Genomic DNA, 11,771 nt, shown 5'->3' on the forward strand with positions numbered 1-11,771 from the left:
TTCTGCCTCCTGCCTCCTGCCTCCTGCCTCAAAACTCCAATTTCTAGCGGAGGGCTGCAAAGGTGAGATGCTCCCAAAACTATTGCCCTCTTAGTGGCTGCCCGATGTTTCTGCCGCAGCGCCCATTGAGTCGGGTTTGAGCTTAAACCGGTTCAACGAAGAGGTGAAATTTCCTTGAATTTTTACCGGATTGCCTTCCCCAGACTGCGTTCTGTGCAAGTTATATGCCCAACACCTTAATAGAAGATTGCCCGTTGGTATTTGGGGTTTTGAGGGGATTTCCCGCCCGAAAAATAGGGTTTACAAGTAGCTGGCAGTGGCATCGAGAACAAGTGCTGCCTCGTCTTGTTGAGGTAAAAGTTAACCCCGCGCCGGTAAATGCTTTCGGCAGATTTGCAGCGGCCGGGGTCTAGGTATTTCGATTCATGGCTGTCTTGTTTTTACCTTGACCACAGACTCGATCGGGGATTGGTGAATGCAGGGAACAGACTTTACTGTAAAAAAGTAAAGCATTTAATTTGCGACAATAATTCCCCGCGCGATCGCAAGAGAGGCTTACGCAAGGATTTGGGCCGCGAGGAGCAAATTGATCGCCCTTCGAGCATCCTTACTTGCACCCCCGGTCTTGAGGCCGCAGAAATTTCTCCAGAATCTTAATATTCAGAATTATTAGTATTGACAGTGAAACAAAGTTAATCTAATGTGTTGTAATTGATATAAGTAAAGTCCAATAAGCGAGGTACGGTCAATGGCAGAAACAGCTACAGCACCCTTAACAGGAAAAGGTCTGCTTCAAAAAATCAAAGGCAGTGATTTGCCACGCAGAGAACTTGCAAAGCTTTGCGGCTACTTCACGGTCAGCAAAAGTGGAGAAACCCGGATTAATCTGGCTGAGTTTTACGATGCAGTGTTAGCTGCTAAGGGCATTGAGCTAGAGAAGTCGAAAGCAGACGGACGCGGGCGAGAAGCGAGTTATCGAGCTAGCGTTCACAAGAATGGTTCGATCGTGATCGGGGCAAATTATACCCAAGAAATGGGATTAAAGCCGGGAGACGAGTTTGAAATTAAGCTCGGATACAAGCACATTCGCTTGATTCAGATCGATGTGGACAGACCGGATGTGGAAGTGGATGATGAAGAGGAGGATACAGAAGAATAAAGGCGATTCCCTGCGGGATAGCTTCGCCGCGCGTGATGCAGTCTGCCGATAGCAAGGCGACTGGATTTGGGATTCGCTACACGAGTATTTGCGCGCCACCCTTCAATTTAACTGATGAGCTGTCTTGACTATTTCTATTTTCTCTTGTCCCGCAAAGACTACAGTGCCTCTGAACTTCGCAAAAAGGGGCAAGAGAAAGGTTTTGGCAATGAGGAAATATTGGAGGCGATCGCGCAAATTCAAGACCGCGGCTATCAGTCCGACACTCGCTTGGTGGCAAACTCGATCGCCTCTGGTGCAGGCAAATACGGGAAGTCGGCCATCAAGCGCAAGTGCCTGCAAAAAGGAATTACCAACGATTTGTTCGAGCAAGTCTGGGAAGAAGAAATTGCCGAAAATCAGGACTCCGAAGCAGAAAAACTGGCCGAATTAAAAGCCAAAGTCATGCGGAAATACAAGATCGATACTTGGGGTAAAGCCGATCCGAAAACCAAGGGGAAAGTCTTGAATTACCTGCAATACAGGGGCTTTAATGCCTTTGAAATTTGGCGACAGTGGCAAACAGAAGAAGAAGATGAGTAAATAGTAGGGCCACGCAAATAGGTGCGGCCCAGATAGGCAAGCACAACTACACTGCTGCCGACGGGGCTAAAGTGTAAGTTCTGAGTTTTCGTAAATGTATGTCAATCCTCAGCGTTGACTAAATAAGATTCGTACATCTGCCGGTGTCTGGCTAAAAGTTCGAGATATTTCTCGTTGATTTTGGCCAGCATCCATTTCTCTTGAAAAATGGCGGCGGATTCTGCTTTCACCGGATCTGCTTCTAGCGGCAAAATATCTTTTCGAGCGGCGGTTTGCTCAGCAACAGACTTCAGTTTCTGAGGGTTTTGCTGGTATTTTCGACCGCTTTTGTGGTTGGCGTAGCGACGCGATCGAGTATACCCCATCTGCAAGAACTTGCGAGCCATGTCGGCTCCCACAAAATCATCGGCATCGAGATACTCTAAAAACAAGGAGTAAATTTTGCTGCTGGACTCCCTGGCAATTTCAGGAGTCTTAAATCTCCAGAAAGGCAAAATTTCTCCTTTGTAGGGTTCCACCAAAAGCACTCCCTGTTCTCCTTTCCCTACCCGATAAAGTTCCGGGTGCTGTCGAAAGTCGATGTTCTTAAAATCCGCATGGTAGTCGAACTGCTTCATTGGGCGTTTTCTGTTCTATCTGGAACTATAGAAGCCCGGGGTTTACCTTCGTCTGGTTGGGTATAAACCCAGGCCCAAGCAATGAAGACAGCTTGAAAAGGCAGCCTCAACCAATACAGTAATTGGTTGTGGGGAATCCCTTCTATCGGAATGTTGTTGACGGCTTGATTGATATTAGCTGGAAACACGGCAATAAACAAGGCAATTAATCCCCACGCCGCCGCCCTGCTGACAGGAGGAACTAACAGCCCAATTCCGCCCAAAATCTCGAAAAAACCGCTGATATAAACCAAGGCTTCCGGGTAAGGAAGCTGGGGCGGCACAATTCTGATAAAAGGTGCGGGTACTGCAAAGTGCAGCACCCCTACAATACTGATAGCTACTGCAAGAATAACTCGCCAAATTTCTTTTTGACTTTTCATGGGCAATGGGTAATTAATAATTGTTAAATTGCTGCGATAATGCTTGCCAAAATTCGCTATTTGCGATATTGATGACAAGAAAACTGAGCCCCAAAAATTCCAGCTTTCCGGGGTTGTCTACTCTTGCGGGTGGCTGTAACGATTTTATTTCGTAGAAAAACCAGGTTTCTGGGTAACTCCCAGACAAGTTTTCACAGCCCCAAACCGGAGGAAGCGAGAACTGGAATCGAAGGCCTGCGCGTTGAGTGCCCAAAACAACTAGCGCGCATTTTGATAACAAGATTTTAATGTCTAGTTCCCTGCTGCTGTCTCTATCTTCGGGTAGTAAAACATGATTATTGTTCCGGCTGTGGCTTCTTCAGCAGCCAAAGCAGGGGGGATTTTCTCGATCGACAAATGCACCACCGCTTAACATTCAATACGCTTGGGTTAAAACTATTTATTCCGGGCGAGATCCCTCTCGCATCCCCCTTAAGAAGGGGAGTAGGGGTTGACTTTGAGTAAGTTCTTCTCCCCCCCTTTTTAAGGGGGGTTAGGGGGGATCGAGCTTAACTGAACCGTATTGGCTTAACATTCAATAAATCATCCCCGCAATTGATGAGTGTGATTGCTGCTAAATTTGACCTAGCCTTCCAGACGCTTCCCTACCCTACCCTACGGGAACCCCTACGGGGAACGGGAACCCTGGCGGGAAGATAGCTTTGCTAGCCCGTACCTTGATGAGACTTATTAAGGCGAGTAATTTGTCAATAACTTTTAGAATTATTTAATATTTGCGCTTTGAGAATTATTGCCAGAGGCAATTCGGGAACGCTCTGTAATTAAAATTACCCTCTCAAGTTTGAATTTTGTCCACTTCCGACAGATGCTAGAATGAATGAAATTATCGGATTTGCTAAAAAGTCGATCGCCGTAGCAAATCCTAAAGCATCCTGCTGGAATTCAAAATAGTCACCAACGGCAGGAACTTTTTAGCCGCCACATGATTCAAAAAGATTGAGCCTCCAAGCGCTGTGTCATTTTTATCTACACGCAATCAATCACCCACGACCATGAACACCTCACTTAACACCTCTAAATTAAGCCTAAACCGGAGACTGCGACAATCGTTGTTTGCAGGCATCATTTCCACCGCAGCTTTGGCTAGTGGATGGGTTCCCGGTTTATACACACAATCCCCAAACCTCGTTTTCGGAGCAGCAGCCCAAGCTCAAGAAATTAGCAGCGAGGAAATTACTAGCTACGCTCGCGCTGTGTTGGCAATAGAACCCAGACGGGTGGAAGCTTTTAACGAAATTAAAGGAATGGCTGGGGGATCGGTTCCCAGAGTAGTGTGCAACGAAACTCAGGAAATTAATAAGCTGTCGGGAGGTGTTCGTGGCATCGCGGTGAATTACTGCCAACAAGCTAAAAAAGTTATCGAAGGCCAGGGTTTGACAGTTAGTCGCTTCAACCAGATCACTTTGCTCCAGCAAGCGAATTCGGGAGTCAAACAGCAAATTCAAGCCGAGCTCCTGCGACTGCAACAAGCGGGCAATAAATAAGCTTGAGGGTTTGAGTCTTTCTTTCTCTCCCGTTCTATTAGACTTCTCCATAAAAGCTTGTTCAGGGCAGGCAGGATGCCTAAGCGCTACCTCCCCCCAACAATATATTGGAGATTTAAATTGTTCGAGTTCCTAGACGGTAGGCAAAATTTTTTGCAAAAAAAGCGATCGTCTGCGATAAAGTGCTTGACAAAATAACATAAATTTGGTAATAAGGCCAGAACGGGAGCGGTCAGAGAGATGAATTTTTTTCAACTGGCTGTAAGTCGCAATGAGATATAGCGATCGCCAACACGATTAAAACGTTTTTAATTTTTGAAACATGAGCTGAAGATGGGAACTTCTGTCTTCCTTATTCCTTCGGCTATAAAAAGATATTCCTCAAAAACTAGATGTCAAGTGAATGGCTCTGAGGAATAGAATATAAAAATGCTAACTTTCACCAAACATTTACCTGCAAATCCCGATGCTGTTGTCAGCTTTACTTTACCAATGACAGCCGACGATCGCACTCGCAGCCGCCACCGATTCGAGACAGAAACGGGGGAAAAGCTCCACCTGAGTTTACCCCGAGGTACGGTACTGCGCGATCGAGATTTATTGCAGTCGGAAGACGGTAGCTGTTTGGTACTGGTAAGTGCAAAACCCGAACTCGTGCTGACAGCGCGGGCATCAAGTCCGCTGCTACTGATGCGGGCGGCTTATCATTTAGGAAACCGTCACGTAGCTTTAGAAATTGCCGATAATTATTTAAGACTTTCTCCCGACTCTGTGTTGCAGGGAATGCTCGAAAAAATGGGTTTGGAAGTAACAGAGGAAATTGTGCCGTTTCAGCCAGAAATGGGCGCTTATGGACACAACCATTAGGAATGGGGCATTGGGCATTGGGCATTGGGCATTGGGCATTGTAACCAACAGTCAACAGTCAACAGTCAACAGTCAACAGTCAACAGTCAACAGCCAACAGCCAACAGCCAACAGTCAACAGTCAACAGTGAACAATCAACTTTTATCTTTGTTGCAGTTAGCTTTTGCACCTGTGGGAGCTTATAGTTATTCTGAGGGAATCGAAAGTCTGGTAGAAACCGGTGCGATCGACAGCGAGATTAATTTGAGAAATTGGTTAGAAAATTCGCTGCAATTCGGGGCTGTGCGAGTAGAAGCCGCTGTGGTGGTAAGGGCTTTGAGGGCGGCACAGATAGGGGATTTGACGGCTTTGAATTACTGGAATGCTTGGGCGACTGCTGCGAAGGAAACAGAAGAGTTGCGCTTGCAAAGTTGGCAAATGGGGCGGACTTTGGTCAGGTTGCTGCTGGATTTGCGTGAAGCGAAGCTATCCCGCAGGGAATCGCCCGTTGCTTCTGGGTTAACAACAATTGTAAAAGATTTGGTGGAATTGGGCGGCAATCCGTGCAATTTTGCGATCGGCTTTGGCATTGCCGCCGCCAACTGGCAGATTGAAGAGGAAGCGGCCGTGTTAGGATATTTGTACAGTTGGGCTGCCAATTTGGCGAGTGCGGGCGTGAAACTGATTCCCCTCGGTCAAACCGCCGGTCAACAGTTACTGTTAGATTTGCAGTCTCAAATTAGCTGTACGACGCAAGAAGTTTTAAAATTAGAAGATGATGAGCTTGGCAGTTGCAGTTGGGGATTAGGACTGGCTAGCATGGCGCACGAAACTCAGTACACTCGCTTGTTTAGGAGTTGAAAATCAGACAATCCAAAATCTAATTAGTAAGGTGCGTCAGAACCCCAAAGCCTCGATAATCGTTCCATAACTCCGTCTGACGCACCCTACAACTACAACTCGGTTGTTTCGGAGTTGAAAATCAGCAAATCTAAAATCTAAAATCTAAAATCTAAAATTGCTATGGGTGCTTTTCGTGTAGGAATTGCTGGGCCAGTTGGTTCGGGGAAAACAGCTTTACTGGATGCTTTGTGCAAGGCGCTGCGGCAGCACTACCAGATTGCTGTAGTTACTAATGATATCTATACTCAGGAAGATGCCCAGTTTTTGGTTCGCAGTCAAGCTTTAGAGAGCGATCGAATTTTGGGCGTAGAAACGGGAGGCTGTCCCCACACAGCTATCCGCGAAGATGCTTCCATTAACTTAGTAGCGATAGAAGAGTTAGAACAAAAATTCACTGATTTAGATTTAGTATTTGTCGAAAGCGGCGGCGATAACTTGGCGGCCACTTTTAGCCCGGAGTTAGTAGATTTAACAATTTACGTAATCGATGTCGCTGCGGGCGATAAAATTCCGCGCAAAGGCGGGCCAGGAATTACTAAATCTGATATGTTGGTAATTAATAAAACAGACCTCGCACCTTATGTAGGAGCAGATTTAGGCGTGATGGAACGGGACTCGAAAAAAATGCGGGGGGAGAAACCTTTTGTTTTTACTAACTTGAAGACAAAGGAAGGATTAGAATCGGTAGTTAATTTTGTTAAATTGAATATTGGTGATAATTAGGGATTAAGCGCGCGATCGTCCATTCCCAATGCTAAAATTCCCAAAATTTTACCCAAATTGGTAAGCAAAGTTTCGGTTGTCTCAACAAAAACCGCTTGTCCTTCGAGTTTTAAGAATTTCCACCTATCTCCTGTAGTGACAGCCCCATAAATTGTGGTAATCTCATTACCTTCACGCTCGTTGAAGATTTTAGCTGCTAGCATTTCAGCTATGCACTGTCCCAATCCCGAATTAATGTTTTCCTTTTTAGCCTCTACAATAGCAATGACTGGGGCTTTTACAATCAACAATTCTGGCGATCGACTTATCAGAAAATCACAATTCCCATTCAGCCCTCTTTCAGCATCTACAGTAAAATCAATGCCAGAAAATAAGCTCACGCGATGGTGCAAAAGTTTTCTCACTTCCATTAAAATCGGCGCGATAATCAGTTCCGAACGCGATTTTTCTGTATTGCTACCGAGAGCTACAGGCAGATTTTCTTGCAAAGTTTCTGTCAGTAATCTACTGTACTCTAACTCTGGTGCAGGAGTGAAGATTTCGACTATTTCAGAATAAGCTAAGTCAAAGGTTTTCAAAACTCTGTCTAAATTAAAGTCACTGTAGGCCATTTGACTTTCTCCTTATTACAAATTCTCGTTAAGCGAAGCTATCCCGAAGGGAATCGCCTATTTACTTTAACACTCCCTACCCTACTACCAATTCCCTGACCAAATTAGCCAAACGTTCTGTACTGTCTGTCACCGCTAATTGAGCAGCAGCTTGAGACATTTTTTCCAAATATTCGCAATCTCTTAACAAATACAAAACTTTGCTTTGCAACACATCTGCTGTCAGTTCGCTTTGACGGAATACCACAGCGGCGCCGGCTTTAGCAAATACTTCCGCATTAAATCTTTGGTGGTCGTCAGCCGCGTGAGGAAAAGGAATTAAAATAGAAGGTACGCCCGTCACTGCTAATTCTGTCAGAGCACTGGCGCCCGATCGACTAATTGCTAAATTTGCTCGCTGCAACAAACTCGCCACATTGTCGTAAAATGGCATAGACAAATATTGCTCGTGTTTCAAACTCTCAGCATCCGGGTCATTATTTCCGGTGAGGTGAACCACCCAAGCACCCGCATCAAACCAAGCCGGAGCACACTCGCGCACTAACTTATTGACTGCGACAGCACCTTGAGAGCCGCCCATGACTAAAATAACAGGTACGTTGTCAGGAATTGGCAAATTTAGAGGTTGGCGGGTGAGGAATTGCGATCGCACCGGTGTACCCGCAACCACGGTTTTCGCGCGGGGTAAATGCTGGGCTGCTGCTTCAAATCCGATCGCCACAGCAGTGCACAAAGGACTAAACCAGCGCGTCACCTTCCCCGGAATTGCATTAGATTCGTGGAGAATCACCGGCAAACCCAAAGAACGAGCCGCTAGAATTGCAGGTGCTGCGATGTAACCGCCGGTAGTAAAGACTCCCTGAAAATTTCCCGCTTTGAGCAATTTCCGCACATGAAGGATCGAGCCGACGAGTCCGCCCAAAATTCGCACTGTACCGAGTCCAAATCGCTGCTGAAAGCCTTCAACGGCGATCGTGTGGAGGGGGTAAAGGGATGAAACTAACTCGGTTTCCATGCGGTCTGGGACTCCTAGCCATTCGATCTGACAGTCGTTCAACTGACTAGCGGTGGCGATCGCGGGAAATAAATGTCCACCAGTGCCACTAGCTGCAACCAACAACCGGAGGGGGGCTTTTGTCAAGGTATTTGTTTCTTTTTTTACAAGTACAAGTTCCACAGGTCGATCAATTTTATATTTGAGGTTTTAGATTATTATGCTTATTATTCCGGCAGTTTCAGCCAATTTTGAATCAGCCATCTAAAATTAGATTGTGCCGTGTCCCTGCTTCCGCTGTCAGTTTTCGTTGCAGGCGAACAGTTGCCCAAGCTACGACCCCTGACAAATAACCAAATTATCATCTAATGCGTAATTTTTTGAATTTAGTGCCAAGTGCATCTCAGTATTTTTGCAGCCGTCGGGACGAAAAAGCCGATCCTCTTCGAGGGCTGCGCCAACGGGCGATCGTTTTTGGCTTTAACTGCGGGCAGTCGATCGCTCAAATGTTGTTATGTTTAACAGTGGTAAGTGCTGGGGTGCTGCATCCGAGTGCGGTAAGAGCGATCGGTGCGATCGCCGCGACTCCCCAAACGATCGCCCAAACCCCTGCAAATGCGCCTGCCCCACTCACAAAAGTGCTAACAGAAATTGACGCAGCGGCCAATCGGCGCGATGTCAAAGCAGTCATGGCATTTTACAGTCCGAGTTTCACTCATTCTGATGGCTTAAACACCCAAAGCATGGCAAAAGCCCTCACCCAACTCTGGGAGAGATATCCGAGTTTAAATTATCGCACCGAGATCAAATCTTGGAAAACCGAAGGTAGCGCGATTCTCGCAGAAACCATAACTACAATTGCCGGCACTCAAAAAAAGGATGGCAGAGAATTAACTCTCAAAGCTACCATCCGTTCCCAGCAGCGCTTTGAAGGTGAAAAAATAGTTAGTCAAGAGATTTTAGCAGAACAAACTCAGCTTAGTTCTGGCAATAATCCTCCCACAATTGAAGTAAATTTGCCGGAGCAAGTTAAGGTAGGCGAAGATTACTATTTTGATGCCATTGTACGAGAGCCGATCGGCGATGATATTTTAATAGGGACTGTTTTGGAGGAACCCATTACCGAAAAAACCTTTTTTAATCCCTCAGAAGTCGAGCTAGAGTTGCTAAATGCCGGGGGAATTTTTAAAGTAGGTAAAGCTCCGGCTACGCCCGAAAATCGGTGGGTTTCAGCAGTTTTGATGCGACAAGGCGGAATTGCAACAGTTAGTGTGCGATTGCGGGTTGTCAAGTAATAAAATAGGTGTTATGGGCATGGGGCATGGGGCATGGGGCATGGGGCATGGGTAATGGGTGATTGGTGATTCGTGATTAGTAAGTGGTATAAGCTGTTGTGCATTTAATTTGTATGTTGAGGGCGGGCTCTCCTGCCCAACCCCTACTCCCCACAAGAGGAAATTTTTATTTTACTATGCAATTTAAATGCGGATTAGCTTAGCGGTTATTAGTCACAGGAGATACATATTTGAAGATAAAAAAATCTCATTAAAGGAATTAAACATACCTCACTATAGCCATAAAGGCTATAGCAAATAACAACTAACAAATAACAAAACTAACAAATAACCAATGACAACCGTCAACAGCCAACAGTCAACAGCCAACAGTCAACTGACAACTGACAAAAAATGATTTATATCCAAAATCAAATTGTTTTCATTACAGGTGCGAGTAGCGGTATCGGAGCAGCCTGTGCCAAGATATTCGCCAAAGGTGGAGCCAAACTAATTTTAGCAGCCCGCCGTCTTGAAAAGCTCGCTCTACTAGCAAACGAACTTGTAGAAACAAAATCCATCGCATCGGCGAACGAGATTTATTTGCTAGAATTGGACGTGCGCGATCGCCCGCAAGTTGAATCGGCGATAGTGGCGCTTCCCGATGCCTGGAAAAACATCGATATTCTGATTAACAATGCGGGATTGAGCCGTGGTTTAGACAAACTGCACGAAGGCAACTTTCAAGATTGGGAAGAAATGATTGATACCAATGTTAAAGGCTTGCTTTACATGACTCGTGCGATCGTGCCGGGAATGGTAAGCCGAGGCGGAGGCCACGTAGTGAATATCGGCTCAATAGCAGGCCGCCAAGCTTATCCGAAAGGTAATGTTTATTGCGCTTCCAAAGCAGCAGTGAGAGCTATTTCTGAAGGGTTAAAACAAGACCTTTTGGGAACACCAGTGCGGGTGACGGAAATAGAGCCGGGTTTGGTGGAAACAGAATTTAGTAATGTCCGGTTTCACGGCGATGCAGAAAAAGCCAAAAATGTCTATCAAGGATTGACACCGCTGACTGCTGACGATGTAGCCGATGTCGTGTATTTTTGCGCGACGCGATCGCCCCACGTCAATATTAGCGAAGTCTTGCTAGTTCCGACAGACCAAGCTAGTGCAACTCTGGTTCACCGAAAAGAGTTGTGAGTTTTTAGTGTTGACATAGCTCCTCGTCCTTTCATGAGCGAGGATTCCTTAACGCTTCACAGCAACGCGCTACCAAAGTAGTCTTACCGTCGCTCCACGTCCGTTTAGAGTCTCCCAATGCCCGCTAGGCGACTATGTTTCGTTGTACTCAAGCAAAAAGCTTGGTGTCTTCAGGGTTGCAGTTAAGCATTGCCCCTCCGAACTGTCTAGGTGCGCTCTCATCGTAGCTATTTCAACGCGTCTTGAGCCTGTAGACTTCTCTATTCTAGCTCAAAGCCGTCGTATAACGACGGGGTTTTAGACCCATTTCTTTGATAATTAATTAAAGCCGTCCTAGAAGGACGGGGCTTTAGACCCAATTTCTTGGTAAGTGTCCGGATTGCGATCGAATTCTCAGGAAGCTTAATTGGTAGATGCACCCTGATTAATTAACTCCCGACCAATTTTGGCCGGGTTTTTTTTGTCGATCGCCCGCCCTCGCCACAAATTCTCCTAAATTCTGCCAAAGTGTCCTGAAAGAGGTGCTGTGAAGCCGGAGACTAAATTAGTAGATGCACCCTGATTAATTAACTCCCGACCAATTTTGGCCGGTTTTTTTTTTTGCGATCGCCCCCCTCGCCACAAATTATCGCAAATTCTGCCAAAGTGTCCTGAAAGAGGTGCTGTGAGGCCGGAGACTAAATTAGTAGATGCACCCTGATTAATTAACTCCCCGCCAATTTTGGTTTGGGGTTTTTTTTTGCGATATCGACGGTGATGCTGAATAAAGTTTGAGGTTGTCCGGATTGGGCTGGAATTCTCAGGAAGCTTAATTGGTAGATGCACCCTGATTAATTAACTCCCCGCCAATTTTGGTTTGGGGTTTTTTTTTGCGATATCGACGGTGATGCTG

13 protein-coding genes are annotated in these 11,771 nt (G+C 46.0%); 9 read left to right on the forward strand and 4 right to left on the reverse strand.

The window, feature by feature from the left end; translation table 11 throughout:
• Positions 1-224: 224 nt before the first annotated feature.
• From QT990_RS34200 to QT990_RS34210, 3 genes are all read left to right on the forward strand, one after another.
• Positions 225-413, forward strand: coding sequence for a hypothetical protein (locus tag QT990_RS34200; protein ID WP_333301178.1), 189 nt, complete (start codon positions 225-227; stop codon positions 411-413).
• A gap of 335 nt (positions 414-748) precedes the next feature.
• Positions 749-1,159 (forward strand): AbrB family transcriptional regulator, encoded by a 411-nt coding sequence (locus QT990_RS34205; RefSeq protein ID WP_293126913.1) that lies wholly within the window; start codon positions 749-751, stop codon positions 1,157-1,159.
• Between the two features lie 114 nt (positions 1,160-1,273).
• A complete protein-coding gene (locus QT990_RS34210; protein ID WP_333142865.1) occupies positions 1,274-1,741 on the forward strand; it encodes a regulatory protein RecX in 468 nt (155 codons plus the stop codon).
• A gap of 101 nt (positions 1,742-1,842) precedes the next feature.
• Here QT990_RS34210 and QT990_RS34215 read toward each other — a convergent pair whose 3' ends face one another.
• Both QT990_RS34215 and QT990_RS34220 read right to left on the reverse strand, forming a co-directional pair.
• Positions 1,843-2,358, reverse strand: a complete 516-nt coding sequence (locus QT990_RS34215; RefSeq protein ID WP_333142866.1) for a DUF4385 domain-containing protein — start codon at positions 2,356-2,358, stop codon at positions 1,843-1,845.
• The gene (locus tag QT990_RS34220; RefSeq protein WP_333108604.1) at positions 2,355-2,780 is read right to left on the reverse strand and encodes a DoxX family protein; all 426 of its coding nucleotides are present in this window, start codon (positions 2,778-2,780) and stop codon (positions 2,355-2,357) included. The genes QT990_RS34215 and QT990_RS34220 overlap by 4 nt, the downstream gene beginning before the upstream one ends.
• Positions 2,781-3,832: 1,052 nt before the next feature.
• Here QT990_RS34220 and QT990_RS34225 point away from each other — a divergent pair.
• The 4 genes from QT990_RS34225 to ureG all read left to right on the forward strand — a co-directional run bounded on the left by QT990_RS34225 (position 3,833) and on the right by ureG (position 6,797).
• Positions 3,833-4,324 carry a DUF4168 domain-containing protein gene (locus tag QT990_RS34225; RefSeq protein WP_333142867.1) on the forward strand — a complete coding sequence of 164 codons (492 nt, stop codon included), beginning with the start codon at positions 3,833-3,835 and terminating at the stop codon, positions 4,322-4,324.
• A 429-nt stretch (positions 4,325-4,753) separates the two neighbouring features.
• Positions 4,754-5,191 (forward strand): urease accessory protein UreE, encoded by a 438-nt coding sequence (gene ureE / locus QT990_RS34230; RefSeq protein WP_333142868.1) that lies wholly within the window; start codon positions 4,754-4,756, stop codon positions 5,189-5,191.
• Between the two features lie 127 nt (positions 5,192-5,318).
• Entirely contained in the window at positions 5,319-6,032 is a 714-nt protein-coding gene (locus QT990_RS34235; protein ID WP_333142917.1) for an urease accessory protein UreF, read from the forward strand.
• Between the two features lie 162 nt (positions 6,033-6,194).
• Entirely contained in the window at positions 6,195-6,797 is a 603-nt protein-coding gene (gene ureG, locus QT990_RS34240) for an urease accessory protein UreG (protein WP_333142869.1), read from the forward strand.
• On the opposite strand, the gene QT990_RS34245 is transcribed toward ureG, so the two are convergent.
• Together QT990_RS34245 and murG are read right to left on the reverse strand one after the other, a co-directional pair.
• Complete coding sequence (locus QT990_RS34245) at positions 6,794-7,408, reverse strand: hypothetical protein (protein WP_333109250.1); 615 nt, start codon at positions 7,406-7,408, stop codon at positions 6,794-6,796. The two genes, ureG and QT990_RS34245, sit on opposite strands and share 4 nt — an antisense overlap.
• A gap of 76 nt (positions 7,409-7,484) precedes the next feature.
• Entirely contained in the window at positions 7,485-8,549 is a 1,065-nt protein-coding gene (gene murG, locus QT990_RS34250; protein WP_333413069.1) for an undecaprenyldiphospho-muramoylpentapeptide beta-N-acetylglucosaminyltransferase, read from the reverse strand.
• 221 nt (positions 8,550-8,770) lie between these two features.
• On the opposite strand from murG, the gene QT990_RS34255 reads away from it, so the two are divergent.
• Together QT990_RS34255 and QT990_RS34260 are read left to right on the forward strand one after the other, a co-directional pair.
• Positions 8,771-9,697, forward strand: coding sequence for a nuclear transport factor 2 family protein (locus QT990_RS34255; RefSeq protein ID WP_333413071.1), 927 nt, complete (start codon positions 8,771-8,773; stop codon positions 9,695-9,697).
• A gap of 393 nt (positions 9,698-10,090) precedes the next feature.
• A complete protein-coding gene (locus tag QT990_RS34260; RefSeq protein WP_333307198.1) occupies positions 10,091-10,879 on the forward strand; it encodes an SDR family oxidoreductase in 789 nt (262 codons plus the stop codon).
• Positions 10,880-11,771 lie beyond the last annotated feature (892 nt).

Origin of the sequence: Microcoleus sp. T3_B1, from assembly GCF_036700445.1 — a bacterium.
Lineage (GTDB): Bacteria > Cyanobacteriota > Cyanobacteriia > Cyanobacteriales > Microcoleaceae > Microcoleus.

Coding starts and splice junctions, on each gene's coding strand:
- QT990_RS34200 (WP_333301178.1), top strand. CDS start 225: ATGCCCAACACCTTAATAGAAGATTGCCCGTTGGTATTTGGGGTTTTG.
- QT990_RS34205 (WP_293126913.1), top strand. CDS start 749: ATGGCAGAAACAGCTACAGCACCCTTAACAGGAAAAGGTCTGCTTCAA.
- QT990_RS34210 (WP_333142865.1), top strand. CDS start 1,274: ATGAGCTGTCTTGACTATTTCTATTTTCTCTTGTCCCGCAAAGACTAC.
- QT990_RS34215 (WP_333142866.1), bottom strand. CDS start 2,358: ATGAAGCAGTTCGACTACCATGCGGATTTTAAGAACATCGACTTTCGA.
- QT990_RS34220 (WP_333108604.1), bottom strand. CDS start 2,780: ATGAAAAGTCAAAAAGAAATTTGGCGAGTTATTCTTGCAGTAGCTATC.
- QT990_RS34225 (WP_333142867.1), top strand. CDS start 3,833: ATGAACACCTCACTTAACACCTCTAAATTAAGCCTAAACCGGAGACTG.
- ureE (WP_333142868.1), top strand. CDS start 4,754: ATGCTAACTTTCACCAAACATTTACCTGCAAATCCCGATGCTGTTGTC.
- ureG (WP_333142869.1), top strand. CDS start 6,195: ATGGGTGCTTTTCGTGTAGGAATTGCTGGGCCAGTTGGTTCGGGGAAA.
- QT990_RS34245 (WP_333109250.1), bottom strand. CDS start 7,408: ATGGCCTACAGTGACTTTAATTTAGACAGAGTTTTGAAAACCTTTGAC.
- QT990_RS34255 (WP_333413071.1), top strand. CDS start 8,771: ATGCGTAATTTTTTGAATTTAGTGCCAAGTGCATCTCAGTATTTTTGC.
- QT990_RS34260 (WP_333307198.1), top strand. CDS start 10,091: ATGATTTATATCCAAAATCAAATTGTTTTCATTACAGGTGCGAGTAGC.